Annotated in this window: 22 protein-coding genes; 10 read left to right on the forward strand and 12 right to left on the reverse strand. The window is 61.4% G+C overall.

Annotated elements, in window-relative coordinates:
- The first annotated feature begins 117 nt into the window (after positions 1 to 117).
- The 3 genes from AB4N47_RS25355 (at position 118) to fdhA (ending at position 3,173) form a co-directional block, all read left to right on the forward strand.
- Positions 118 to 750, forward strand: coding sequence for a sarcosine oxidase subunit gamma (locus tag AB4N47_RS25355; RefSeq protein WP_016772832.1), 633 nt, complete (start codon positions 118 to 120; stop codon positions 748 to 750).
- A 190-nt stretch (positions 751 to 940) separates the two neighbouring features.
- Positions 941 to 1,798: a formyltetrahydrofolate deformylase gene (gene purU / locus AB4N47_RS25360; protein ID WP_016772833.1), complete on the forward strand. Its 858-nt coding sequence runs from the start codon at positions 941 to 943 to the stop codon at positions 1,796 to 1,798.
- A gap of 175 nt (positions 1,799 to 1,973) precedes the next feature.
- Positions 1,974 to 3,173 carry a formaldehyde dehydrogenase, glutathione-independent gene (gene fdhA / locus AB4N47_RS25365; protein WP_016772834.1) on the forward strand — a complete coding sequence of 400 codons (1,200 nt, stop codon included), beginning with the start codon at positions 1,974 to 1,976 and terminating at the stop codon, positions 3,171 to 3,173.
- A 62-nt stretch (positions 3,174 to 3,235) separates the two neighbouring features.
- Here the strand turns inward: fdhA and AB4N47_RS25370 are convergent, their stop codons facing one another.
- On the reverse strand, positions 3,236 to 3,547 hold the full coding sequence (locus AB4N47_RS25370; RefSeq protein WP_341638063.1) for a hypothetical protein: 312 nt from the start codon (positions 3,545 to 3,547) through the stop codon (positions 3,236 to 3,238).
- A gap of 278 nt (positions 3,548 to 3,825) precedes the next feature.
- On the opposite strand from AB4N47_RS25370, the gene AB4N47_RS25375 reads away from it, so the two are divergent.
- On the forward strand, positions 3,826 to 4,383 hold the full coding sequence (locus tag AB4N47_RS25375) for a DUF2780 domain-containing protein (protein WP_041476745.1): 558 nt from the start codon (positions 3,826 to 3,828) through the stop codon (positions 4,381 to 4,383).
- A gap of 1 nt (position 4,384) precedes the next feature.
- Here AB4N47_RS25375 and AB4N47_RS25380 read toward each other — a convergent pair whose 3' ends face one another.
- The gene (locus tag AB4N47_RS25380; protein ID WP_341638062.1) at positions 4,385 to 5,272 is read right to left on the reverse strand and encodes an acyltransferase; all 888 of its coding nucleotides are present in this window, start codon (positions 5,270 to 5,272) and stop codon (positions 4,385 to 4,387) included.
- A 259-nt stretch (positions 5,273 to 5,531) separates the two neighbouring features.
- On the opposite strand from AB4N47_RS25380, the gene rloA2 reads away from it, so the two are divergent.
- The 4 genes from rloA2 (at position 5,532) to creD (ending at position 9,707) form a co-directional block, all read left to right on the forward strand.
- On the forward strand, positions 5,532 to 6,038 hold the full coding sequence (rloA2, locus tag AB4N47_RS25385; protein WP_016772839.1) for a retropepsin-like aspartic peptidase RloA2: 507 nt from the start codon (positions 5,532 to 5,534) through the stop codon (positions 6,036 to 6,038).
- A 69-nt stretch (positions 6,039 to 6,107) separates the two neighbouring features.
- On the forward strand, positions 6,108 to 6,788 hold the full coding sequence (creB, locus tag AB4N47_RS25390) for a two-component system response regulator CreB (protein ID WP_024014583.1): 681 nt from the start codon (positions 6,108 to 6,110) through the stop codon (positions 6,786 to 6,788).
- Complete coding sequence (gene creC, locus AB4N47_RS25395; RefSeq protein ID WP_460154371.1) at positions 6,788 to 8,206, forward strand: two-component system sensor histidine kinase CreC; 1,419 nt, start codon at positions 6,788 to 6,790, stop codon at positions 8,204 to 8,206. Before creB ends, creC begins: the two co-directional genes overlap by 1 nt.
- A gap of 133 nt (positions 8,207 to 8,339) precedes the next feature.
- Positions 8,340 to 9,707 (forward strand): cell envelope integrity protein CreD, encoded by a 1,368-nt coding sequence (creD, locus tag AB4N47_RS25400; protein ID WP_341638060.1) that lies wholly within the window; start codon positions 8,340 to 8,342, stop codon positions 9,705 to 9,707.
- Positions 9,708 to 9,876: 169 nt separating this feature from the next.
- Here the strand turns inward: creD and AB4N47_RS25405 are convergent, their stop codons facing one another.
- The 8 genes from AB4N47_RS25405 to AB4N47_RS25440 all read right to left on the reverse strand — a co-directional run bounded on the left by AB4N47_RS25405 (position 9,877) and on the right by AB4N47_RS25440 (position 19,010).
- Positions 9,877 to 10,506, reverse strand: a complete 630-nt coding sequence (locus AB4N47_RS25405) for a glutathione S-transferase (protein ID WP_051600799.1) — start codon at positions 10,504 to 10,506, stop codon at positions 9,877 to 9,879.
- A gap of 163 nt (positions 10,507 to 10,669) precedes the next feature.
- On the reverse strand, positions 10,670 to 10,849 hold the full coding sequence (locus tag AB4N47_RS25410; RefSeq protein ID WP_016772844.1) for a hypothetical protein: 180 nt from the start codon (positions 10,847 to 10,849) through the stop codon (positions 10,670 to 10,672).
- Positions 10,846 to 11,976, reverse strand: coding sequence for a PepSY-associated TM helix domain-containing protein (locus tag AB4N47_RS25415; protein WP_460154372.1), 1,131 nt, complete (start codon positions 11,974 to 11,976; stop codon positions 10,846 to 10,848). Before AB4N47_RS25415 ends, AB4N47_RS25410 begins: the two co-directional genes overlap by 4 nt.
- Positions 11,977 to 12,050: 74 nt before the next feature.
- A complete protein-coding gene (locus AB4N47_RS25420) occupies positions 12,051 to 14,477 on the reverse strand; it encodes a TonB-dependent siderophore receptor (protein WP_460154373.1) in 2,427 nt (808 codons plus the stop codon).
- A gap of 204 nt (positions 14,478 to 14,681) precedes the next feature.
- On the reverse strand, positions 14,682 to 15,656 hold the full coding sequence (locus tag AB4N47_RS25425; protein ID WP_341638058.1) for a FecR family protein: 975 nt from the start codon (positions 15,654 to 15,656) through the stop codon (positions 14,682 to 14,684).
- A complete protein-coding gene (locus tag AB4N47_RS25430) occupies positions 15,653 to 16,129 on the reverse strand; it encodes an RNA polymerase sigma factor (protein ID WP_166554767.1) in 477 nt (158 codons plus the stop codon). Before AB4N47_RS25430 ends, AB4N47_RS25425 begins: the two co-directional genes overlap by 4 nt.
- Positions 16,130 to 16,371: 242 nt before the next feature.
- Complete coding sequence (locus tag AB4N47_RS25435; RefSeq protein WP_341638057.1) at positions 16,372 to 17,079, reverse strand: 3'-5' exonuclease; 708 nt, start codon at positions 17,077 to 17,079, stop codon at positions 16,372 to 16,374.
- Positions 17,076 to 19,010 carry a DUF294 nucleotidyltransferase-like domain-containing protein gene (locus AB4N47_RS25440; protein ID WP_460154374.1) on the reverse strand — a complete coding sequence of 645 codons (1,935 nt, stop codon included), beginning with the start codon at positions 19,008 to 19,010 and terminating at the stop codon, positions 17,076 to 17,078. Before AB4N47_RS25440 ends, AB4N47_RS25435 begins: the two co-directional genes overlap by 4 nt.
- Before the next feature lie 255 nt (positions 19,011 to 19,265).
- Here AB4N47_RS25440 and AB4N47_RS25445 point away from each other — a divergent pair, with 255 nt between their 5' ends.
- A complete protein-coding gene (locus AB4N47_RS25445) occupies positions 19,266 to 19,712 on the forward strand; it encodes a response regulator (protein ID WP_016772851.1) in 447 nt (148 codons plus the stop codon).
- 212 nt (positions 19,713 to 19,924) lie between these two features.
- Here AB4N47_RS25445 and AB4N47_RS25450 read toward each other — a convergent pair whose 3' ends face one another.
- Positions 19,925 to 22,102: a malate synthase G gene (locus AB4N47_RS25450; protein WP_125916566.1), complete on the reverse strand. Its 2,178-nt coding sequence runs from the start codon at positions 22,100 to 22,102 to the stop codon at positions 19,925 to 19,927.
- A 623-nt stretch (positions 22,103 to 22,725) separates the two neighbouring features.
- Between AB4N47_RS25450 and AB4N47_RS25455 the strand changes: the two genes are divergently transcribed.
- On the forward strand, positions 22,726 to 23,244 hold the full coding sequence (locus AB4N47_RS25455; RefSeq protein ID WP_016772854.1) for a glycine cleavage system transcriptional repressor: 519 nt from the start codon (positions 22,726 to 22,728) through the stop codon (positions 23,242 to 23,244).
- Positions 23,245 to 23,467: 223 nt separating this feature from the next.
- Here AB4N47_RS25455 and rarD read toward each other — a convergent pair whose 3' ends face one another.
- Positions 23,468 to 24,355, reverse strand: coding sequence for an EamA family transporter RarD (gene rarD, locus AB4N47_RS25460; RefSeq protein WP_041476730.1), 888 nt, complete (start codon positions 24,353 to 24,355; stop codon positions 23,468 to 23,470).
- Positions 24,356 to 24,413 lie beyond the last annotated feature (58 nt).

Below are 24,413 nucleotides of genomic sequence, written 5' to 3' on the forward strand. Positions count from 1 at the left end.
GCTATTCGCGAGCAGGCTCGCTCCCACATTCGATCGCGTTCCCCTGTGGGAGCGAGCCTGCTCGCGAAGGCGGCGGCACAGCTACCACAGGAACCAACAGAATTCAGAAGGTGCTTTATGACCACAGCCAATGTTTACCAGCAACGCCCGACCACCGGCGCCCGTGCCGAGTCGTCGCTGCACCATGCCGACCTCGCCAGCCTGGTCGGCAAGGGCCGCAAGAACGCCGGCGTGATCGTGCGTGAGAAAAAACTCCTCGGCCACCTGACCATTCGTGGCGATGGCCACGATGCAGCCTTCGCGGCCGGTGTGCACAAAGCGTTGGGCATTGAATTGCCCGGCGCCCTCAGCGTGATCGTCAAAGGCGAAACCAGTCTGCAATGGATGGGCCCGGACGAGTGGCTGCTGATCGTGCCAAGCGGCGAAGAATTCGCCGCCGAGCAGAAACTGCGTGAAGCGCTGGGCGATCTGCACATCGCCATCGTCAACGTCAGTGGCGGCCAGCAAATCCTTGAGCTGAGCGGGCCGAACGTACGTCAGGTGCTGATGAAATCCACCAGCTATGACGTGCACCCGAACAACTTTCCGGTCGGCAAAGCGGTGGGCACGGTGTTCGCCAAGTCGCAGCTGATGATTCGTCATACCGCCGAAGACACTTGGGAACTGCTGATCCGTCGCAGCTTCTCGGATTACTGGTGGTTGTGGTTGCAGGATGCTTCGGCCGAGTACGGCCTCAGCGTCCAGGCCTGAAGATCAAAAGCCACCCCCTCACCCCAGCCCTCTCCCCCTGAGGGGGAGAGGGGGAAAGGGAGCAGATAGATGATCGTTCCCACGCTCCGCGTGGGAATGCATCCCGGGACGCTCCGCGTCCCAAGAGCGGACGCAGAGCGTCCATGGCGGCATTCCCACGCAGAGCGTAGGAACGATCAGAGGAAAAAATATGAGCCGCGCCCCAGACACATGGATTCTGACCGCCGACTGCCCCAGCGTCCTCGGCACGGTGGACGCGGTCACGCGTTTTCTGTTCGAGCAGGGCTGTTATGTCACCGAGCACCACTCATTCGATGACCGCCTCTCCGGGCGTTTCTTCATTCGCGTGGAATTCCGTCAGCCTGATGGTTTCGACGAACAATCTTTCCGCGCAGGTTTGGCCGAGCGCGGAGAAGCGTTCGGCATGCTCTTCGAGCTGACCGCGCCGAACTATCGGCCGAAAGTGGTGATCATGGTGTCCAAGGCCGATCACTGCCTCAACGACTTGCTCTATCGCCAGCGCATCGGCCAGTTGTCGATGGACGTGGCAGCGGTGGTGTCCAACCATCCGGATCTCAAGCCGTTGGCCGACTGGCACCAGATTCCCTACTACCATTTCCCTCTCGATCCCAATGACAAACCGGCGCAGGAGCGTCAGGTCTGGCAGGTGATCGAAGAGGCCGGTGCCGAACTGGTGATCCTCGCCCGCTACATGCAGGTGCTATCGCCGGAGCTGTGCCGCAAGCTCGATGGCAAGGCGATCAACATTCATCACTCGCTGCTGCCGGGCTTCAAGGGCGCCAAGCCGTATCACCAGGCCTACAACAAGGGCGTGAAACTGGTGGGCGCGACGGCGCACTACATCAACAACGATCTTGATGAAGGGCCGATCATCGCCCAGGGCGTCGAGGCGGTGGATCACAGTCATTACCCCGAAGACCTGATCGCCAAGGGGCGCGATATCGAAGGCCTGACGCTGGCGCGGGCGGTTGGGTATCACATCGAAAGACGGGTGTTCTTGAACGCTAACAGAACCGTCGTTCTCTAGATCGCTTTCGCGAGCAGGCTCGCTCCCACAGGGGTATGCATTCCAATGTGGGAGCCAGCCTGCTCGCGAAGGGGCCATAACAAACAACGCAAGACCAACAAGCAATACCCGAGCACTCAACGCGCTGCCCAACCCGGGCAACGCAGTTCCATAAAAACAACAGCGAGGTGAAAGCATGTCTGGCAATCGTGGTGTGGTGTATCTCGGCGCTGGCAAGGTCGAAGTACAGAAAATCGACTATCCGAAAATGCAGGACCCGCGCGGTCGCAAGATCGAGCACGGGGTCATTCTCAAAGTGGTTTCCACCAACATCTGCGGCTCCGACCAGCACATGGTGCGCGGCCGGACCACGGCGCAGACCGGTCTGGTGCTGGGTCACGAAATCACCGGCGAGGTGATCGAAAAGGGCTCCGACGTCGAAAACCTGAAGATCGGCGATCTGGTCTCTGTTCCGTTCAACGTGGCTTGCGGGCGCTGCCGTTCCTGCAAGGAGCAACACACCGGCGTCTGCCTGACCGTCAACCCGGCCCGTGCCGGCGGCGCATACGGTTACGTCGACATGGGCGACTGGACCGGTGGCCAGGCCGAATACGTGTTGGTGCCGTACGCCGACTTCAACCTGCTGAAACTGCCGGATCGCGACAAGGCCATGGAGAAAATCCGCGACCTGACCTGCCTCTCCGACATCCTCCCGACCGGTTACCACGGCGCCGTCACTGCCGGCGTTGGCCCGGGGAGCTCCGTGTACATCGCTGGCGCCGGTCCGGTCGGCCTCGCCGCTGCCGCTTCCGCACGCTTGCTCGGTGCGGCGGTGGTGATCGTCGGCGACGTCAACACCATCCGCCTGGCCCACGCCAAGGCCCAGGGTTTTGAGGTCGTCGACCTGTCCAAGGACACCCCGCTGCACGAACAGATCGCCGCGCTGCTGGGCGAGCCGGAAGTCGATTGCGCGGTGGACTGCGTCGGTTTCGAAGCCCGCGGCCACGGCCACGACGGCGTCAAGGCCGAAGCCCCGGCCACGGTGCTCAACTCACTGATGGGCGTGGTGCGCGTTGCCGGCAAGATCGGTATCCCGGGCCTTTACGTCACCGAAGATCCGGGCGCCGTCGACGCCGCGGCGAAAATGGGCAGCCTGAGTATCCGCTTCGGCCTGGGTTGGGCCAAATCCCACAGCTTCCACACTGGGCAGACTCCAGTGATGAAGTACAACCGCCAGCTGATGCAGGCGATCATGTGGGACCGCATCAACATTGCCGAAGTGGTTGGCGTGCAGGTCATCAGCCTCGATCAAGCGCCGGAAGGTTACGGCGAGTTCGATGCGGGCGTGCCGAAGAAGTTTGTGATTGATCCGCATAAGTTGTTCAGTGCGGCGTAAGTTCTACCCATGTAAAAAGGGCAGCCGATCGGGCTGCCCTTTTTCGTTCTGTGTTCGACCAGTTATTTAAAGGCGCATTTGCGGGCGTCACCATCCTTGGTTGCACACTCATCACCGTTCCAATTGCTACCGGTGGCTTGAACCGGAGTGTCGTTTCTGTAGCCAGCCGAGACGCCAAGGTCTGCCTCACCTTCGTATCGGCAGATGACAACCGAATTGGCAGTGTCTTTATCTTTAAGTCGGGCAGAAGTGAAGGTGACATCTTCGGCGCCTTGCGCATGAGTCACTGATATCGTTGGGCAGGTTGCAGCATAGGCAGTACTCATCATGGTCAGACCAAGCAGGGCGCCAGTGACAATTTTCAACTTCATCATTTCGTACTCCGTTACGTAATTGGAGTGGAGATATTCACTTGCATCGTTATGACTGCCAACTGTCAGATCTGACAGTTGGTTAGTTCTAATCGAAATAAATAGTTGGGTTTTCAGCTTGAAGTCGAATAGTGAAGTAGCTATTCAACGATTGAACAATTCATTTAGGTGAGTGCGTAGAGAATGGGATGCGTCGCCAGGAACATGCCGCCCGATCCCCGGTCAAACCGGCAGTTTCGTCGCCGTTGTCCGGCGGCTGCTTTTCCCAAGAGGATGTCTGAATGAAGATTTCACGCGGTTTTGCCCTGGCATCGCTCCTGACTCTGGCCGCCGGGCCTGTGTTTGCCGGTTTCAGTTTGAACGACGTGGCCGGTGCGGTAGCGGGGATGCAGGGTGGTGACAAGGCGGCCGCTGCGGCGCCGACCTCGGAGACCGCTGGTTTGTTGAGTGCGCTGAGTGCGCTGGACGTCACGCCGGAGCAGGCCGTTGGCGGTACCAGTGCGATGCTCGGGCTGGCGAAGAATCAGTTGAGCAGCACCGACTACTCGCAACTGGCCAAGGAAGTGCCGGGCATCGACAAGCTGTCCGGTGGCAGCGGCAATCTGGCGGCGCTCGGGGCGTTGCTCGGTTCGTCCGGCAAGTCCGCTGGCCTTGAGAATGCGCTGGGTAATGTCAAAGACAGCAACGACCTGAACAACGCGTTCAGCGCGCTGGGCATGGACAGCGGCATGATCGGCCAGTTTGCCCCGGTGTTGCTGCAATACCTCGGTCAGCAGGGCGTCGGCGGTTCGCTGTTGAGCAGCCTGGGCAGCATCTGGGGTGTCGGCACCGGCACTTGAGTCAGCGGCGCTCGTTGCGCAGTTCGGCGATGCGCTGATCCTTTTCGGTCCAGAGTTGGTTGACCCAGTTCTGGACACGCTGGCGAAACGCGGGATCTTTCTCGTAATCGCCCTGCCACAGCGCCGGGTCGAGTTCGCGGGTCCTGATGTCGATGATCACTCGCGGCACGCTGCCGCTGATCAGGTCCCAGAAGCCCGGGATTTTTTCCTGCGGATACACCACCGTCACATCCAGCATTGCGTCGAGTTGTTCACCCATCGCCGCCAGCACGAACGCCACGCCGCCGGCCTTGGGTTTGAGCAAGTGGTTGAACGGTGATTCCTGCTGGGTGCTTTTCGCCAGGGTGTAGCGCGTGCCTTCCAGATAATTCACCACCGTCACCGGCTGGCGCTTGAACAGCTCGCACGCCGCTTTGGTGATTTCCAGATCCTTGCCCGCCAGCTCGGGGTTCTTTGCCAGAAAGGCTTTGGTGTAGCGCTTCATGAACGGGTAATCCAGCGCCCACCACGCCAAGCCCAGGAACGGCACCCAGATCAGCTCTTTCTTCAGGAAGAATTTGAAGAACGGCGTGCGCCGGTTGAGGGTCTGGATCAGTGCCGGAATGTCGACCCACGATTGATGGTTGCTGACCACCAGATAGGACGTGTCGCGGCGCAGATCGTCGCCGCCGCGAATGTCCCACTGCGTCGGGATGCACAGCCGGAAGATCAGCTTGTCGATCTCGGCCCAGGTCTCGGCAATCCACATCACCGCCCCCGACGCGTAATCCCGCCAGCGCCCGGGTGCGACCAGTTTGAGCAGGGCAAACACCATCAACGGCCCGATCAGGATCAGGGTGTTGAGCAACAGCAGCAGGGTGACGAAACAGCCGGTGAGCAGGCGGCGCATAAGCAACTCTATGAAGTGGCAGGGGCGAGCCATGATAAGCAGCTTCGCGCAGCAGGCCAAATCGGTGCTTACGAATGTTTCACTTCAGTCCCGTTAACCTGATCGTTCCCACGCTCTGCGTGGTAAACGCCGCCCGGGACGCTCCGCGTCCCCTGTGACGCAGAGCGTCACTGGATGCATTCCCACGCAGAGCGTGGGAACGATCAACCGCGCGACGGTCTAAAATCCCGTTGCCCAACCTCCCAAGGAAACCCCTTACGTGAAATCCCTCCTTGCTCTGTTTGCCCTCGTTGCGCTGCCGGTCATGGCCGCCGAGCCGACGCTGTACGGTCGCTACGAATACATCGCGCTGCCGGAAATCGGTGGCGAAGTGCTCAAGGCCAAGATGGACACCGGCGCGCTGACCGCCTCGCTGTCGGCCAAGGACATCGAGACCTTCACCCGCGACGGCGAAGACTGGGTGCGTTTCCGCCTCGCCACCAAAGATGCCAGCAACAAGGTTTTCGAGCATAAGGTCGCGCGCATCAGCAAGATCAAAAGCCGTTCCGACGAGGACGATGAAGAGCGCGACAGCAGCGATGTCGCCAAGCGCCCGGTGGTCGATCTGGAACTGTGCCTGGGCAACGTCAAACGCACCGTCGAGGTCAACCTGACCGACCGCAGCCACTTCAACTATCCGCTGCTGATCGGCGCCAAGGCCTTGCGCGAGTTCGGCGCGGCGGTCAACCCGGCGCGGCGTTACACCGCCGACAAGCCTGACTGCTAAGTGGTCTGATTGACGTAACCCCGGGCTTGGGGCACCGTTCGCGCACTAACTGCCACGGGCTCGGACGCCATGCCGCACATCCTGATTGTCGAAGACGAAGCGGCGATTGCCGACACACTGATTTTTGCCTTGCAGGGCGAGGGGTTCAGCACCACGTGGCTGAACCTCGGCGCGGCGGCGTTGGAGCATCAGCGGCAAACCCCGGCCGACCTGATCATTCTCGATATCGGTTTGCCGGACATCAGTGGCTTCGAAACCTGCAAACAATTGCGGCGCTTCACGGAAGTGCCGGTGCTGTTTCTCAGCGCCCGCGACGCCGAGATCGACCGCGTGGTGGGCCTGGAGATCGGTGCCGACGATTACGTGGTCAAGCCGTTCAGCCCGCGTGAAGTGGCGGCGCGGGTCAAAGCCATCCTCAAGCGCATGGCGCCGCGCGCAACCCTGGAAGCAGGCTCAACGCTGTTTCGCATCGATGCCGAGCGCGTGCAGATCAGCTATCGCGGCCAGCCGCTGAGCCTGACCCGCCATGAATTCCGCTTGTTGCAATGCCTGCTCGAACAACCTGAGCGGGTGTTCAGCCGCGAGCAATTGCTCGATGCGCTGGGCGTTGCCGCTGATGCCGGTTACGAGCGCAGCATCGACAGTCACATCAAAAGCCTGCGCGCCAAGTTGCGCCTGGTGCGCGCCGAGGCCGAGCCGATCCAGACCCATCGCGGCCTCGGTTACAGCTACAGCCCGGGGCACAGCTGATGTCGCTGGGGCTGCGAATCTTTATGGTGTACGTGCTGTTTGTCGGCCTCACCGGTTATTTCGTCCTCAACACGGTGATGGAGGAAATCCGCCCCGGCGTGCGTCAGTCCACCGAAGAAACGCTGGTCGACACCGCCAACCTGATGGCAGAAATCCTGCGCGACGATTTCAAGGCCGGCACCCTCAGCGAGAACCGCTGGCCGCAACTGCTCCGTGCCTATGGCGAGCGGCAGCCGCAAGCGACCATCTGGGGCTTGCCGAAGAACCAGGTCAACCACCGCATCTACGTCACCGACGCCAAGGGCATCGTCGTGCTCGACTCCAGCGGCGTCGCGGTCGGCCAGGATTATTCGCGCTGGAACGATGTTTACCTGACCCTGCGCGGCGAGTACGGCGCGCGCTCCAGCCGCAGTGATCCTGACGATCCGAGCTCTTCAGTGATGCACGTCGGCGCGCCGATCCGCGACAACGGCATGATCATCGGCGTGGTCACCGTGGCCAAGCCCAACAGTTCGCTGCAGCCCTACGTCGATCGCACCGAGCGGCGTTTGCTGTTTTACGGCGCCGGACTGATCGGCCTCGGCCTGCTCTTCGGTGCTTTGCTCTCATGGTGGCTGAGCCGCGCGCTGCACCGTTTGACCGGTTATGCCCAAGCGGTGAGCGAAGGCCGGCGCGTGGAAGTGCCGCACTATCGCGGCGGCGAACTGGAGCAACTGGCGACGGCGGTCGAGCAGATGCGCACGCAGCTCGAAGGCAAGGCCTACGTCGAGCGCTACGTGCACACCCTGACCCATGAATTGAAAAGTCCGCTGGCGGCGATCCGGGGCGCAGCGGAGCTGTTGCAAAGCGAGATGCCGCCCGTCCAGCGTTTGCGCTTTGTCAGCAACATCGACAGCGAAAGCGCGCGGATGCAGCAGTTGATCGAGCGCCTGCTTAATCTGGCGCAAGTCGAACAACGCCAAGGGTTGGATGAGCGCGTGGCAGTGCCGCTGGCGCTGTTGGTTGCAGAACTGCTCCAGGCGCAGGCCGCGCGGATCGAGGGCAAACAACTGCGCGTCGAGCAAGCGATCGGCGAGGATCTGCTGTTGATTGGCGAGCCGTTTCTGCTGCGCCAGGCGTTGGGCAATCTGCTGGAAAACGCACTCGATTTCACCCCGACGTCGGGGCTGTTGCGCTTGAGCGCCGAGCGGGTTGGCGAGCAGATCGAGTTCCGCCTGTTCAACCAGACCACGCCGATTCCCGATTACGCCTTGCCACGCCTGACCGAACGCTTCTACTCGTTGCCGCGCCCGGACAGCGGACGCAAGAGCACCGGGCTGGGGCTGAACTTCGTTGAAGAAGTGGTCAAGTTGCATGACTGGGTGATGCGCATTGGCAATGTCGAGGGCGGGGTTGAAGTGGTATTGCGCTTGCCTTGAAACCCAGTCGCGGCCTTCGCGAGCAGGCTCGCTCCCACAGGGGAATGCATTCTCCACACAATCTCCATATTCCCCCCACACTGCCACCACAGCGCATCAGCAGACTCCCCCCATCCAAAACAGGGAGAGTCCCATGAACAAGAATCTGACCATCAAACTCGGCGCGATTGCCTTGTTGATCCTGCTGTTGCTGATCCCCTTGCTGATGATCGACGGCATCATCGATGAGCGTCAGCAACTGCGCGACGGTGTGCTCGAAGACATCGCGCGCAGCTCCAGTTACAGCCAGCAACTGACCGGGCCGGTGATGGTGGTGCCGTATCGCAAGGTGGTGCGCACCTGGAAAACCAACGAGAAAACCAACAAGCGCTACGAAGAAGTCAGCGAAGCGCGCGGGCGTCTGTACTTTCTGCCGGAGCGTTTCGAACTCGACGGCCAGGTGCAGACCGAGCTGCGCAAACGCGGGATCTACGAGGCGCGGCTGTTCCACGCCGACAACCGTATCGATGGGCATTTTTCCCTGCCGGCGCAGTTGGGCATCAAGGAAAATTTTGCCGATTACCAATTCGACCCGCCGTTCCTTGCCGTCGGTATCAGCGATATTCGCGGTATCGAAAACGCGCTGAAACTCGAGCTCGGCGGCCAGCAACTGGATTTCGTGCCCGGCAGCGAAGTGGCCTGGATCGGCGAGGGTGTGCACGTCACCCTGCCGGCGCTCGACGCCAGCAAAGCCACGCAACTGACCTTCGGTTTCGACCTGCGTCTGCAAGGCACCGGCTCGCTGCGTGTGGTGCCGGTGGGCAAGACCAGCAGCGTCAGCCTCGCCGCCAATTGGCCGCACCCCAGCTTCGTCGGCAACTTCCTGCCGGCCAAGCGCGAGATCAACGATCAGGGTTTCAGCGCCGACTGGCAGACCTCGTTTTTCTCCACCAACCTGCAAGAGGCGATGGAGCGCTGCGTCGCTGGCGACTGTGATGCACTCAACGGGCGCAGCTTCGGCGTGAGCTTCATCGATCCGGTGGATCAGTACCTGAAGAGCGATCGGGCGATCAAATATGCGCTGCTGTTCATCGTCCTCACCTTCGCCGGTTTCTTCCTCTTCGAAGTGCTCAAGAGCCTGGCGGTGCACCCGGTGCAATATGCCCTGGTCGGTGTTGCGCTGGCATTCTTTTACCTGCTGCTGTTGTCGCTGTCGGAACACATCGGTTTTGCGCTGGCGTATCTGTTGTCGGCGAGTGGCTGCGTGTTGCTGATCGGCTTCTATGTCAGCCACGTCCTGCGCAGCGCGCGGCACGGCTTGAGTTTCTCGGCCGGGCTGGCGGCGCTGTATGGCCTGCTGTACGGCTTGCTCAGCGCCGAGGATTACGCGCTGTTGATGGGCTCGCTGATGCTGTTCGGTCTGCTCGGGGTGTTCATGGTGCTGACCCGCAAACTGGACTGGTACGGGATTGGTTTGAAGTCCGCCAAGCCGCTGGAGTTTGACGTGGAGGCGATGCAATGAGCGGGTTGAGGGCTGAGCGCAGGGAAGTGGCGGTTCTGCTGACGCTGATTGTTGCAGCGCTGCCGCCGGAACCGAGGTGGTGCATTCGCTCCCACAAGGGATTGTGGAATGGCACCCATCCTGTGGGAGCGAGCCTGCTCGCGAAGAGGCCGGAACAGGCAGCCCAGATCTAAGGCTTGGGCATCGTCGCCACCATGGACGGTCGCTGACTCACCTCGAAATACCAGTTGGCCAGTTGCGGATTGGCTGCACGCCAGTCCATGTCCGGGAAGCGCAGATCCAGATAGCCCAAAGCGCAGGCCACGCTGATCGCCGCGACATCGAAGTGGCTGGTCAGCTCGGCAATCGCTTCGCTCTCCAGCACGGCGAGGGCGCGGCGGATCTTGTCGCGCTGAGCGTCCAGCCATTCGTCCCAGTGTTTTTCCACCGGGCGCAGCACGGTTTCATAACGCACCATCACCGAGGCATCCATGATCCCGTCAGCCATCGACGCCAGGGTCAGGCGCCGCCAGCGCGCCGCACCTTCACGGGGGATCAGCGGATTGCCGACGTGCTGCTGATCGAGGTATTCGAGGATGACGCGGCTGTCATGGATGACATTGCCATCGGCCAGGCGCAGGGCGGGGATTTTGCTCAACGGGTTGTCGGCGATCAGCTCCGGGTTCGGGCTGACAGGGCTGAGCACACAGTCCTGCAGCGCGACACGATCCTGCTGACCGGTTTCGTGCAGCAGCACCATGACCTTGCGGACGAAGGGCGACAGGGTGTTGTGGTACAGGGTCATGCTGGGGGCGGACATGGGCAAGGTCTCGATCAGGACAATGATCGGGCAGCATAGCCTGCTCGAGTCCGGCGCAGAACCCATGTGGGAGCGAGCCTGCTCGCGAAGGCGTCGTGACAGTCGACTTTGATGTTGAGTGTCCGGGCGCTTTCGCGAGCAGGCTCGCTCCCACAAGGGATTCTCAGCTTCGCGGCAGAAAACCTCTTATCGCCAGAAATGCCGGCACGCCAAGCCCGACCCAGCTCAAGGCATCCCAGATTCCATCCCCCAGCAACGCCGCAAACAGCCCCGCCGCACTGAGCAGGGCGATCACGATCGGTGTGCTGAAAACCTTCCAGAAACTCGACTGACGCGGCTTCATGCCGAGGCCTCCGCCGCTTCCAATACAGGCTTGGCCGCCTTGCGCCGCACTACCCAAAGGTAAACGCCACTGGCCAGCACGATGATCGTCAGCACATCCAGGGTCGCCCAGAGAATCTTCATCGGCATGCCGCCGTAGTCACCAAAATGCAGCGGCTGCGACATGCCCATGGCGTCCATGTACCAAGGCCGTTCCGCCACGGCGGTGACTTGAAGTGTCGTGGCGTCGATCAGCACCGGCGTCAGCAGGTGCGAAGTCAGGTGCGTGCCGCCCTTCATGAATACCGCGTAATGGTGCTCGCTGGAAAAGCGCGTGCCGGGGAAGGCGATGAAATCCGGCTTCATCCCCGGTGCGACTTCCTCGGCGATGTCGAGCAGCCGCGTAGCCGGCGCCAGTTGGGTCAGCGGCGGCGCATCGCGATACGGCGCGATCAGCGTGGTCAACGCGTCGTTGCGCCAGGCGGCGATGAGCAGGTCGGCGCAGGCGCTGATCACCCCGGTCACGCCCACCACCAGGCACCAGGTCAGGGTCACGACGCCAATCAAATTGTGCAGATCGAGCCAGCGCAGCCGCGTGGATTTGTCCTGACGCACGGTGCCGAATTTCAAGCGGCGCATGAATGGCAGGTACAGCACCGTGCCGGAGATGATCGCCACGACAAACAGCAGCCCCATGAACGCCAGCAGCAGCTTGCCCGGCAGCCCGGCAAACATGTCGACGTGCAGGCGCAGGATGAACAGCATCAGGCCACCGTTGGCCGAAGGGGTTTCCAGCGCTTCGCCAGTGCGCGCATCGAGCATGAAGGTGTGCGAAGAGTTCGGCTCGGTGTCGGCCGTCTTGGCCATGATCGCGAACGCCGCGTTCGGCTCTTCGTCGTCATAACCGAAGTACTGCATGACTTCGCCCGGGCGATGTTTCTGCGCGGCATCGACCAGTTGCTGCAGGTCGAGTTGCGGCGTGTCGGCCGGCATCTCGCGCAGCTCCGGGGCGTTGCCCAGCGCGTGATCAATCTCGTGGCTGAAAATCAGCGGCAGACCGGTCAGCGCCAGCATCAGCAGAAACACCGTGCAGATCAGGCTGGTCCAGGTGTGGATGAACGACCAGCGGCGGATGGTTTTACTTTTCATTGCATGACCTTCAAAAACACCAAAGCCGTCCGGTACGGACGGCCTGGGAACATGGCCTGTTTCAGCTCACTGGCTTACCACTTGTAAGTGGCGCTGGCGACGACACTGCGCTGGTCGCCGTAGTAGCAATAGAAGCTGTCGCAGGTGGAAATGTAGTCCTTGTCGAACAGGTTGGTCGCGTTCACCGCCAGCGATGCACCTTTGAGACTGTTGTCCAGACGGCCCAGATCATAATGCACGCTGGCGTCGAACACGGTATAGGCATCGGCCTTGCCCAGCCAGGTGTTGGCCTTGTCGCCGTAGGTGTTGCCGGTGTAGCGCACGCCGGCACCGATACCGAAACCGTCGAGCACGCCGGCGTGCCAGGTGTAGTCGGTCCACAGCGAGGCTTGTTGGTTGGGCATCAGTTGCAGGCGGTTGCCCTTGTCGACGCCTTTCTGCACTTCGGACTTGGCCAGGGTGTAGGCAGCGATGACTTTGAGGTTGTCAGTCACATCCGATACGGCTTCGAGTTCCAGGCCTTTGACCTTCACTTCGCCAGTCTGGCTGGTCACCGAGACGTTGTTGACGAAGGTGTTCACCGCGACGTTCTTCTGGGTCAGGTCATACACGGCGGCGGTCAGCAGGGTCTTGCTGCCCGGAGGCTGGTATTTGACGCCCAGTTCCCACTGCTTGCCTTCGGTTGGCTTGAGCGAGCCGGTCGAGGTGGCATCGGCGCCCGTGGTCGGCTGGAACGATTCGGCGTAGGACAGGTACGGCACGAAGCCGTTGTCGAAGACGTAGCTGAGCTCCGCGTTGCCGCTGAATTTCTTGTCGCGCTGGGTGTTGGTGGCGTCGCTCTGGTTGATGAATTGGGTGCTGGTGTGCACCCAGTCTTCACGGCCGCCGAGGGTCAGGCGCCACTGGTCGAGAGCCATTTGGTCCTGCACGTAGAGACCGGTCTGGTAGGTCTTCTGGTTGTAGTCGTAAAACGCCGTGGAGCGCGCCGGACGTACGATCGGCTGGCCGTAGATCGGGTTGATGACGTTGGTTTGCAGACCATCCCCAAAGATCGAGGTGTAGTTGGTGTTGCTGCGCTGGTGATCCAGACCCAGCAGCAAGGTGTGGCGAACCTCACCCGTGGCGAAGTCGGCCTGGAAGTTGTTGTCCACGGCAAACTGGCTGATGTCTTCGTCGACGCTGGTGCTGGTGCGGCCGACGTTGCCCTCTGCATCCACGGTGGTGAACGGATAGGAACCAGGGGTCAGCGACTGGAACGACAGGTCCGACTTGGTGTAGCGCAGGTTCTGTTTGAACTGCCAGACATCGTTCAACCGATGTTCGAAGGCATAACCCAGCGCGTAGTAGGTGCGGTCGTAGTATTCCCAATCCGGATCGCCGAGATTCTTGTGATGGGAAATATCACCGAGCGGCGATTTGATCTTCGTGCCCTGGATCGGCAGAAACTGGCTGGTGATGCCGGTGTCGTCGCGGGTGAACTGGCTCAGCAGAGTGAGTTTGGTGTCGTCATCGATGTTCCAGGTCAGGCTCGGCGCGATGTTGTAGCGCTTGTTGTCGACGTGATCGACCTGGGTGCCGCTGTCGCGCACCACGCCGCTGAGGCCATAGAGAAACTGCCCGGCGTCATCGATCTTGCCGGTGCTGGCGAAGTTGATCTGGCGGTGATTGTCGCTGCCGTATTGCAACTGGATTTCGCTGCTGGCTTCAGCGCTCGGGCGGCGGCTGACCATGTCGAGCAAACCGCCCGGCGGGGTCTGGCCGTACACCGACGAGGCCGGACCGCGGAGCAGGGCGAGGCGGTCGAGGTTCCAGGTTTCCTGTTTCGGGTTGGCGTACACGCCTTTGGGCAGCGGTAGGCCATCGAGGAACTGGGTCGGTTCGAAACCGCGCACGCGCAGCCAGTCGGCGCGGGTGTCGCTGCCGTAGCTGCTGGCGGTGATGCCCGGCATGTAGCGCACGGCATCATCGAGGCTGTGCACGCTGCGGTCGTCCATTTGCTGACGGGTTGCCACCGAAATCGAACGCGGTGCTTCGACCAGCGCAGTGTCGGTCTTGGTGCCGGCGGCGGTGCGGGTCGCGGTGTAGCCTTCGACCGGGCCCCACGCGCTTTCGAAGTTTTCCACGCCGATGACCGAAGTTTCCGGCAGGGCCAGCGTGCCTTCCGGCACGGCCACCAGGGTGTAAGTGCCGGCGCTGCTCTGTTCCAGCTGCAGACCGGTGCCGCGCAAAGCCGCGCGCAGGGCACCGGCGGCGTCGTACTGGCCGTTGACCGGCGCCGAGGTTTTGCCGGCGGCCAGCGCAGGATTGAGCGACAGGGCGAGGCCGCCTTGGCTGGCGATCTGGTTCAGGGTGGTCGACAGCGGCGCCGCCGGCAGGTTGTAGGCGCGCACGCTGGACGCTTGCTCAGCGGCGAGCAACGGACTGCTGATCAGCGGCGTGCCGAAAGCGATGGCAAAAGCCAGCAGACTGGGGCGCAACAAGGTGTCTGGCGAACGGGACATACGGCGGCTCCTGAATGGAAATATTTCTCAATTGCCTGTGTGCCGGACGAGATTGGAAAAGTGATAGGGCTGGGTGGAAATTCTTTTTGGCAGGAAATGGTTGTGCGGCTGATGGCGCCTTCGCGAGCAGGCTCGCTCCCACAGGTGATCGCATGCCTAAGTGGGAGCGAGCCTGCTCGCGAAGGCGATTTTCCTGCCGACGCATTACTCAGGCTTGATATCAGCCTTCGCCACGGTGACCCAATACGGCGTATGCCGCTCGATCTGCACCGGCAAGGTCGGCAGCAATGCACTCAGCGCCTTGTCGGTGTCATGCAACGGAAAGCTGCCGGTAATGCGCAGATCGGCCACTTCCGGCGCCACGCCCAGATGGCCACGACGATAGCGCCCGAGCTCATGCACCAGATCGCCCAGCCGTGCGTTGTCCACCACCAGCATGCCGCGCGTCCAGGCATCGGCGCCGGGGGCGAGGGCGGCAATCGAGCCCAACCCGTCACTGCGCAACAGCACCTGCTGGCCTTCGCGCAGAATCTGTTCTTGCGGGTTGGCCTGGGCATGGGCCGCCACCGCTGACTGCAACACGCTCAGTCGCGTGCCGTCGTGCTCGCGCTTGACCAGAAACCGCGTGCCCAGCGCACGCATGCTGCCTTCGCGGGTTTCGACGATAAACGGCCGCGCGTCGCCATGCCCGGTCTCGACGAGAATTTCGCCTTCCTGCAACACGATCAAGCGGCGCTCGTCATCGAAGCGTACGTCGACCGCGCTGTGGGTATTGAGGTTGAGCAGAGTGCCGTCGGACAGGCGCACGGTGCGCTGTTCGCCGGTGGCGGTGCGCTGATCGGCGAGCCAGTAGTCCAGCGGCAGGTAGCGCTCACTGACAAACAGCCCGAGCCCGATGATCACCACGACACTGGCCAGCCCACTGCCGAGTTTGCGCACGCGGCGTCGAATGCCTTCGCGCGATTGCAGCAACGCATTGCGGGCCGGGCCTTTGGCGACACTGAAGCGCTGATCGAGCATGCCCAACTGGCGCCACGCGCGGGCGTGTTCTTCATGGGCCGCATGCCACTTGGCGAATTCCTCGCGTTCCAGTGCGGTGCTCGAATCGAGGGTCAATTGCCAGGCAATCGCCGCGTCCAGCACATGCGCCGGCACCGGGCGCGAACTGGCTGCGGTCATGTCGGCTCACCGTACAGGGCGATGTAGCACTGGCGCAGGCCTTGGGCCAGATACTGCCGCACGCGCGGCACCGAGACGCCGAGTTTGCCGGCGATCTCGGCGTGGCTGAGGCCGTCGAGGCGGTTATACAGGAAGGCCGCGCGCGCCTTGGTCGACAGCTTGCCGAGCAGACGGTCGATGGCCTTGAGGTCGTCGAGGATCATTTGCTGTTCTTCCACCGACGGTTGTTCGTCTTCGGGGATCAGCATCAGTTCGGTGAGGTAGGCCTGTTCCAGCGCGGCGCGGCGGAAGTAGTCGAACAACAGGCCTTTGGCGATCGCCACCAGAAACGCCCGAGGTTCGCGCGGCGTCAGCAATTCGTCGCGGTTGAGCAAGCGCACGAACGTGTCCTGGCTCAGGTCCTCGGCGCGCTGCGGACACGCCACATTGCGCCGCAACCACGCCAGCAGCCAACCGCGATGGTCGCGATACATCGCACCGACGAGCTCACTGTGGGGGTTGGGCACTGACGACACCGGACATCACCGATTGGGAAATGTTAACTAACGAGAATAGTTCGCGATTCTGGCAGAGGTGGGAATGGTTAGCAATTGGCCACTGGTCAGGTGATAGGGCTGCATGCCTCTGTGGGAGCTGCCGAAGGCTGCGATCTTTTGATCTTGCTGTTTATAAAATCAAAAGATCGCAGCCTGCGGCAGCTCCTACAGGGGTAGTGCTAGAAAGAGTGAGTTTGCTGCCGCCGCTTCCACTGGCTCAACCGCTGCTGCAACTGCAACGGACTGTAAATCTGCTGCGCCCGCGCCCGGCTGAACAGAATCAATGCCAACTCCGCCGTGGCCAGCGCATCGGCACTCGCGTTATGCCGCTCGAACACTTCAAGCCGGAACCATTCGATCCACTCATCCAGCCCGGCCTCGCGAATCTGCGCCTGCGGACATAACAACGGCGCGATGTCCGCCACATCCAGAAACACATGCTGCAGCTTATGCCCCAGCTGTTCTTTCACTGCGCGCCCGAGCATGTGCTGATCGAACGGCGCATGAAACGCCAGCACCGGGCTGTCGCCGATGAACTCCAGCAACTCCAGCAACGCTTGCGCCGGGTCGCTGCCTGCGGCAATCGCATTCGGCCCCAAGCCATGAATCAGTACGCTGGGGCTGAGCTTCAGCTCGCGACATTGCAGCGTGCGCTCGAACTGCTGGCTGAAATCGATCGCGCCGTCTTCGATCACCACCGCGCCGACCGACAGGACCCGATCCTTGCTCATATTCAGGCCGGTGGTTTCCAGGTCCAGCACCACCCAGCGCTGCTCGCGCAGGCTGCATTCGCTCAGTCCGGCAAGCGCCGGCAGCTTCGCCAGCCGCTGCTGCAAATCCGCCGACACCACGGGGCTGGCCGGGCGTAGCCAGGAGAACAGGCTCATAGCTGATACCGCAAGGTCAGGCTGCTTTGCAGGCGCTGCGCCTGGCGCAGGGATTCGCGCAGGATGCGCCGGTCGAGATGATTGAGGCTGTCGGGATCGACGCGGTTGGAGTACGGCTGGTTCTCCCGGGTCTGCAACTGATGCTGCTGCATCCGCGTTTGTTGAATGAAGTGATAGGCCTCTTCATACGCCGCGCCGTCGAGCGGCTCGATGACCTCTTTATCGACCAGTTGGCGAAAGCGTTCTAGGGTGTTGTTGGCGTCAATGCCGTTGGCCAGCGCCAGCAGACGGGCACCGTCGACGAACGGCGTCAGGCCCTGGATCTTCAGATCCAGCGTGGCCTTCTCGCCGTTCTTGCGGGCCAGCACGAACTCACGGAAGCGCCCCACGGGAGGGCGATTGCGCAGGACATTTTCGGCCAGCATGCGCTGGAACAAACGGTTGTCAGCGACTTGATCGAGGATGCCCCGGCGCAATTGCTCGCAGCCTTGTTCATCGCCCCAGACCACGCGCAGGTCGAAATAAATGCTCGAACCCAGCAGGTTCTCCGGCGTGGCTTCGCGGATGAACGCGGCGAAGCGTCGCGCCCATTCGGCCCGCGACAGACACAGCTCGGGATTGCCGGCCATGATGTTGCCCTTGCACAGGGTAAAGCCGCACTGCGCCAGGCTCTGGTTGATCTGCTGGGCAATCGGCAGCAGCTTGCCGCGAATCTCTGCTGCGTGCGCGGCATCGCGGGCATCGAACAGGATGCCGTTGTCCTGGTCGGTGTGCAGCGTCTGCTCGCGCCGACCCTCGCTGCCGAAACACAGCCAGCTGAACGGCACGCCCGGGTCGCCCTTTTCGGCGAGGGTCAGTTCGATCACCCGACACACCGTGTGATCGTTGAGCAGGGTGATGATGTGAGTGATCTGCGTCGACGACGCGCCGTGGGCGAGCATGCGCTCGACCAGTTGGCCGATCTCGCCGCGCAAGGTCACCAGTTGTTCGACCCGTTGCGCGCTGCGGATGGTCCGGGCCAGGTGCACCAGATCGACCCGTTGCAGGGAGAACAGGTCACGCTCGGACACCACGCCACACAGGCGTTGATCCTTGACCAGGCAGACGTGAGCAATGTGCCGCTCGGTCATGGCGATCGCCGCATCGAATGCGCTGTGATCCGGCGACAGATAAAACGGTGATCGAGTCATGTGCTGTTCGATGGCGTCGCTGAAATCACCGACACCTTCGGCGACCACATGGCGCAAATCGCGCAGGGTGAAAATCCCCAGCGGCGCCTTGTGCTCATCCACCGCGACGATGCTGCCGACCTGTTGCTCGTGCATCAGCTTCACCGCTTCACGCAGCGGCGTCTCGGCGCTGCAAGTCACCGGATGGCGCATCGCAAGTTCACCGAGACGGGTGTTCAGCGAGTATTGAGTGCCGAGGGTCTCCACGGCTTTTTGCTGGACTTGCTGGTTGACCTGATCGAGCAGGCTGCTCACCCCACGCAAGGCGAAGTCGCGGAAGGCGCTGGAGAGGGCGAACAGTTTGATGAACGCCAGTTTGTTCAGTTGCAGGCAGAAGGTGTCTTCGCCCGCCAGATGTTCGGTGCGCGTGGCGCGTTCACCGAGCAGCGCGGCCAGCGGAAAGCATTCGCCGGTGGTGATTTCGAAGGTGGTCTCGGTGCCGGGCTTGGTGATGTGCTGGCGTTCGCCGACCACCCGACCCTGTTTGACGATATGAAAGTGTTCCACCGGGCCGTCGGCGGGTTTGATGATGCTCTCGCCCTGGGCGAAAAAACGCAGCTGACATTGCTCCACCAGATAGGCGAGGTGGGCATGTTCCATCTGATTGAAGGGCGGGAAGCGCTGGAGGAATTGCAGGGTGCCCTGAATGTTCTGCAACACCGCGGTTTTCCCTGCCTGGGTGAAGGCGTCCGCTTTGCTCATAACCATTACCGCAGTCTTTTTCGAATTGTTGTTGTCGGATCGTTGCGACCATGGTCGACCCCGGCGGGCAGGGTGCCCATTGGACGTAAGTCTAGGTTTTGCCACCATTGGCCGATTTTCGGAAATAACCTACGCAAAAGCTCGGAAAAGCTTGCGCTAGCCACTTGGAAAAAATTCCGACGAAGTGCACATTGAAGCGCTGTCCGGTGATGTCTGACGACTTGCCAGGGATTGTTTGAACATTTAGAGAGCGCCATGTCCGACCACGATATTTTGAGCGACGCCGAGCGGGAAGCGCTCAGCGCAGTGATGCTCGAACCTGATCTGCCGCCGCAGCGTGTCCTGATCGTCGACGACGACAAGGACGCCCGCGAGTTGTTGTCGGAGATTCTCGCGCTGGACGGCATTCGCTGCATGACCGCAGCCAGCGGTGAAACCGCGCTGAAAATGCTCGATGAAAAGCCTTCGATCGGCCTGGTCATTACCGACCTGCGTATGGGCAATGTCGACGGCCTCGAGCTGATTCGCCAGGTGCGTGAATCGGTACGGGCAGCGATGCCGATCATCATCGTCTCCGGCGATGCCGACGTGAAAGACGCGATCGAAGCGATGCATTTGAGCGTGGTGGATTTTCTGCTCAAGCCGATTGATACGGGGAAGCTGCTTGAGCTGGTGAAACACGAATTGGGCATAGAACCCTAAGACATATTTCGCCGCCCAGCAGATGATCGTTCCCACGCTCTGCGTGGGAATGCATCAATGGACGCTCCGCGTCCGCAGTTGTGGGACGCGGAGCGTCCCGGGCTGCATTCCCACGCAGAGCGTGGGAACGATCAAAGAATTCAGTCCACCTCACAAACAAAAAGGCCCTGATCTCTCGATCAGGGCCTTTTCATTTCCAGCGTCAGCGAAAATTACAGACCATTCTTGGCCTTGAACTCGCGACGACGACGGTGCAGCACCGGCTCGGTGTAGCCGTTCGGTTGCTTGGTGCCTTCGATGACCAGTTCGACCGCCGCCTGGAAGGCGATGTTGCTGTCGAAGTCCGGTGCCAGCGGGCGATACAGCGGGTCGTTGGCGTTCTGGCGGTCAACCACCGGCGCCATGCGCTTGAGGCTTTCCATCACTTGCTCTTGGCTGACGATACCGTGGCGCAGCCAGTTGGCGATGTGCTGGCTGGAGATACGCAGCGTCGCACGGTCTTCCATCAGGCCGACGTCGTTGATGTCCGGCACTTTCGAGCAACCGACACCCTGGTCGATCCAGCGCACCACGTAACCGAGAATGCCCTGGGCGTTGTTGTCCAGTTCGTTCTTGATCTGCTCTGGCGTCCAGCTTGGGTTCACTGCCAGTGGAATGGTCAGGATGTCATCCACCGAGGCGCGCGCACGTTTGGCCAGTTCGGCCTGACGCGCAAACACGTCAACCTTGTGGTAGTGCAGCGCGTGCAGCGCAGCGGCAGTCGGCGATGGCACCCAGGCAGTGTTGGCGCCGGCCAGCGGGTGAGCGATTTTCTGCTCAAGCATCGCGGCCATGAGGTCCGGCATCGCCCACATGCCTTTACCGATTTGCGCACGACCTTGCAGGCCAGTGCTCAGACCGATATCGACGTTCCAGTTCTCGTAGGCGCCGATCCACTTCTCGGTCTTCATGTCCGCCTTGCGCACGACAGGGCCGGCTTCCATGGAGGTGTGGATTTCGTCGCCTGTGCGGTCGAGGAAACCGGTGTTGATGAACACCACACGCTCGCTGGCCGCCTTGATGCAAGCCTTGAGGTTGACCGTGGTGCGGCGCTCCTCGTCCATGATCCCGACTTTCAGGGTGTTGCGCGGCAGGCGCAGGACGTCTTCGATGCGCCCGAACAGCTCGTTGGTGAACGCCGCTTCTTCCGGGCCGTGCATTTTCGGTTTGACGATGTACACCGAACCGGTGCGGGTATTGCGCCGCGAGGTGTTGCCGTTGAGGTTGTGCATTGCTGCCAGGCAAGTCACCAGACCGTCGAGAATGCCTTCCGGCACTTCGTTGCCTTGGCTGTCGAGGATCGCATCAATGGTCATCAGATGGCCGACGTTGCGCACGAACAACAGCGAACGACCGTGCAGGGTCACTTCTCCGCCATTGGGCGCGGTGTAGGTGCGATCCGGGTTCATGGTGCGGGTAAAGGTCTGGCCGCCCTTGGACACGGATTCCGCGAGGTCGCCCTTCATCAGGCCGAGCCAGTTGCGGTAGATCACCACTTTGTCGTCGGCATCAACGGCGGCCACGGAGTCTTCGCAGTCCATGATCGTGGTCAGCGCCGCTTCCATGAGGATGTCTTTGACGCCGGCGGCGTCGGTCTGGCCGACCGGGGTGCTGGCGTCGATCTGGATTTCGAAGTGCAGGCCGTTGTGCTTGAGCAGCACCGCGATCGGCGCGTTGGCGTCGCCCTGGAAGCCGATCAACTGAGCGTCATCGCGCAGGCCGCTGTTGCTGCCGCCCTTCAGAGTGACGACCAGTTTGCCGTCAGCGATTTTGTAGCCGGTCGAATCGACGTGGGAGCCGGCGGCCAGTGGTGCGGCTTCATCGAGGAAAGCACGGGCGAAAGCGATGACTTTGTCGCCACGCACCTTGTTGTAGCCTTTGCCTTTTTCCGCGCCGCCGTCTTCGCTGATCGCGTCGGTGCCGTAGAGGGCGTCGTACAGCGAGCCCCAGCGGGCGTTCGAGGCGTTGAGCGCGAAGCGCGCATTCATCACCGGCACGACCAGTTGCGGGCCGGCGGTGCGGGCGATTTCATCGTCGACGTTTTGCGTCGTGGCCTGGAAATCAGCCGCTTCTGGCAGCAGATAGCCGATCTCTTGCAGGAAAGCTTTGTAGGCCACGGCATCGTGCGCCTGGCCGGCATGCTGCTGATGCCAGGCATCGATGCGCGCCTGGAAGTCATCGCGTTTGGCGAGTAGGGCTTTGTTCTTCGGCGCCAGGTCGTGAATGACCTTGTCGGCACCTTCCCAGAATTGTTCGGCGGTGAGGCCGGTACCGGGAATGGCTTCGTTGTTCACGAAGTCGAACAGGACTTTGGCGACCTGCAGGCCACCGACTTGAACGTGTTCAGTCATTGCTTGCCTCACTCTGCTCAGCTATTTCGCTTTTCAGCTCGTCAATTTAACAATGAAGCTTCTGGCCATTTAAACCACAAACCTGCGGACCAGTACATGCCATTGCTGGCGGCTGGGCTAGGACCAATCAACGGCTTGGAGGCCTTGCTGACGGGGCTTTCAGGGTTGCGAAGGGCCTTGGGCAGACATCGATCCAGCGTTATGTAGTGCGCGCTGCGGCATACTACATGATGAGTTGCGCTTGTGAAAATCAGACTAATTACGTCGTTCTGCGACCTCATGACGCATTGCGGTCACGTCGCGGAACGGGATGTTCTCAAAAAAGTATTGGATTGTTCCAGTTAAATATCGAAAGTTGTACACATAATTACTGTGGGCCTGCTAAGGAGCAATTCGGGTGTAACGATTTGTGGCGAGGGGATTTATCCCCGTTGGGTGGCGAAGCCGCCCCCTGCGGTCCGGCTGGCAGACCCAATTGGCAGGACTCACGACTGCTGCGCAGCCGGACGGGGACAAATCCCCTCGCCACAGGTCATCATCTGCCAGCACTGGGTCAGGCTGAATCACTCCGCTTGCCTATACTTGCCCTTCGATAACAAAAGTCATGACAAGAGGGCTGCGCCATGGACCATCTCGTACTCACCGTTTTCGCTCCGGACAAGCCCGGGCAGGTCGAGCGCATCGCCCAATGCATTGCCGAGCACGGCGGCAACTGGCTGGAAAGCCGCATGTCACGCATGGCCGGGCAGTTCGCCGGGATTCTGCGCGTGGGTGTGCCGGCGGAGGCTTACGACGAACTGGTCGATGCCCTGCAAGCGCTGTCGGCCCATGGCATTCGGGTACTGATTGCCGAAAGCGGAGTGGAGCAGTCCTGCACGTGGAAACCGATCGCTATGGAACTGGTCGGCAACGACCGACCGGGTATCGTCCGCGATATCACTCGGCTCTTGAGCGAGCAGGGCGTAAACCTGGAGCGACTGGTAACTGAAGTGCGCCCGGCGCCAATGAGTAGCGAGCCGCTGTTTCACGCCGAGGCAATTCTCGCGGTGCCACTGACCTTGTCGCTCGATGTTCTGCAGGCGCGCCTGGAAACCCTGGCCGATGATCTGATGGTCGAACTGGTGTTACGCACAGAGGTTTAAGCGCAGACAGGGTTATTCAGGTTTAACGTGCACCTGCCTGTGGATAACCTGTAGAGACAGACCGCCACGCCACGCCGGCCGTGGCTTTGCGCAGGTTGATCAAAAAACCGTCAACATTCAGTGACTTGCGCACAAACGGCGGGGATCACGCTGTGGATAAGCTTGGGAAGGAACGATGCAGGCCACGAGAACCGTGGCCTGCGGAGGTTTGTGCGTTTTTTGATCAGGCGCGCCGGCGCAAACTTATCCACGCATCGACGCTGTAGACCGCCAGACCGGCCCAGATAAACATGAAGGCAACCAGCGTGCTGGACGACAAATGCTCGCCAAACAGCAGCACGGCTTGCAGCAACACCAGCGTCGGCGCGATGTATTGCAGGAAGCCGATGGTGGTGTAGGGCAAGTGGCGGGTGGCGGCGTTGAAACACACCAGCGGCACCAGTGTCACCGGGCCGGCGGCCACCAGCCACCAGGCTTCGGAGGTGGTCCAGAAGGCCGGCTGCACACTCGTCGCAGTCTGATTGAACAGCAACCACGCAATTGCGATCGGCACCAGCATCCAGGTTTCCACCACCAGTCCCGGCAATGCCTTGACCGGCGCCTGCTTGCGGATCAGGCCATAGAAACCGAAGGTCAGCGCCAGCGCCAGCGACACCCACGGCAGACTGCCGACCTGCCATACCTGCTGCGCCACGCCGATGGCAGCCAGCCCGACCGCCACCCACTGCATGCGCCGCAGCCGTTCGCCAAGGATCACCATGCCCAACAGCACGTTGACCAGCGGATTGATGTAGTAACCCAGACTTGCCTCGAGCATGCGGCCGTTGTTCACCGACCACACGTAGGTCAGCCAGTTGGCCGCGATCAGCGTGCCGCTCAGAGCCAGAATCGCCAGGCGCTTGGGATTGTCGAGCAACTCGCGCAGCCAGCCCGGGTGTTTCCACACCATCAGCAGCAACGCACCAAACAGCGCCGACCACAGTACCCTGTGGATGATGATCTCGACGGCCGGGACTTCGGCAATGGCTTTGAAATAGATCGGGAACAGGCCCCAGATGATGTAGGCGCTCAGGCCCAGAATGTACCCGCGACGCGGGTTGGCGGCTTGCATGCAGAATCCTTGCTCAGGCAGCTGACAAAGGAGGGATTGTAAGGAAGTTTGTCCGCGA

The organism is Pseudomonas sp. S3_G06, from assembly GCF_054667565.1.

Bases quoted from the DNA above. Each gene is read 5' to 3' on its own strand.
- AB4N47_RS25355 (WP_016772832.1), top strand. From the start codon at position 118: ATGACCACAGCCAATGTTTACCAGCAACGCCCGACCACCGGCGCCCGT.
- purU (WP_016772833.1), top strand. From the start codon at position 941: ATGAGCCGCGCCCCAGACACATGGATTCTGACCGCCGACTGCCCCAGC.
- fdhA (WP_016772834.1), top strand. From the start codon at position 1,974: ATGTCTGGCAATCGTGGTGTGGTGTATCTCGGCGCTGGCAAGGTCGAA.
- AB4N47_RS25370 (WP_341638063.1), bottom strand. From the start codon at position 3,547: ATGATGAAGTTGAAAATTGTCACTGGCGCCCTGCTTGGTCTGACCATG.
- AB4N47_RS25375 (WP_041476745.1), top strand. From the start codon at position 3,826: ATGAAGATTTCACGCGGTTTTGCCCTGGCATCGCTCCTGACTCTGGCC.
- AB4N47_RS25380 (WP_341638062.1), bottom strand. From the start codon at position 5,272: ATGCGCCGCCTGCTCACCGGCTGTTTCGTCACCCTGCTGCTGTTGCTC.
- creB (WP_024014583.1), top strand. From the start codon at position 6,108: ATGCCGCACATCCTGATTGTCGAAGACGAAGCGGCGATTGCCGACACA.
- creC (WP_460154371.1), top strand. From the start codon at position 6,788: ATGTCGCTGGGGCTGCGAATCTTTATGGTGTACGTGCTGTTTGTCGGC.
- creD (WP_341638060.1), top strand. From the start codon at position 8,340: ATGAACAAGAATCTGACCATCAAACTCGGCGCGATTGCCTTGTTGATC.
- AB4N47_RS25405 (WP_051600799.1), bottom strand. From the start codon at position 10,506: ATGTCCGCCCCCAGCATGACCCTGTACCACAACACCCTGTCGCCCTTC.
- AB4N47_RS25410 (WP_016772844.1), bottom strand. From the start codon at position 10,849: ATGAAGCCGCGTCAGTCGAGTTTCTGGAAGGTTTTCAGCACACCGATC.
- AB4N47_RS25415 (WP_460154372.1), bottom strand. From the start codon at position 11,976: ATGAAAAGTAAAACCATCCGCCGCTGGTCGTTCATCCACACCTGGACC.
- AB4N47_RS25420 (WP_460154373.1), bottom strand. From the start codon at position 14,477: ATGTCCCGTTCGCCAGACACCTTGTTGCGCCCCAGTCTGCTGGCTTTT.
- AB4N47_RS25425 (WP_341638058.1), bottom strand. From the start codon at position 15,656: ATGACCGCAGCCAGTTCGCGCCCGGTGCCGGCGCATGTGCTGGACGCG.
- AB4N47_RS25430 (WP_166554767.1), bottom strand. From the start codon at position 16,129: ATGTATCGCGACCATCGCGGTTGGCTGCTGGCGTGGTTGCGGCGCAAT.
- AB4N47_RS25435 (WP_341638057.1), bottom strand. From the start codon at position 17,079: ATGAGCCTGTTCTCCTGGCTACGCCCGGCCAGCCCCGTGGTGTCGGCG.
- AB4N47_RS25440 (WP_460154374.1), bottom strand. From the start codon at position 19,010: ATGAGCAAAGCGGACGCCTTCACCCAGGCAGGGAAAACCGCGGTGTTG.
- AB4N47_RS25445 (WP_016772851.1), top strand. From the start codon at position 19,266: ATGTCCGACCACGATATTTTGAGCGACGCCGAGCGGGAAGCGCTCAGC.
- AB4N47_RS25450 (WP_125916566.1), bottom strand. From the start codon at position 22,102: ATGACTGAACACGTTCAAGTCGGTGGCCTGCAGGTCGCCAAAGTCCTG.
- AB4N47_RS25455 (WP_016772854.1), top strand. From the start codon at position 22,726: ATGGACCATCTCGTACTCACCGTTTTCGCTCCGGACAAGCCCGGGCAG.
- rarD (WP_041476730.1), bottom strand. From the start codon at position 24,355: ATGCAAGCCGCCAACCCGCGTCGCGGGTACATTCTGGGCCTGAGCGCC.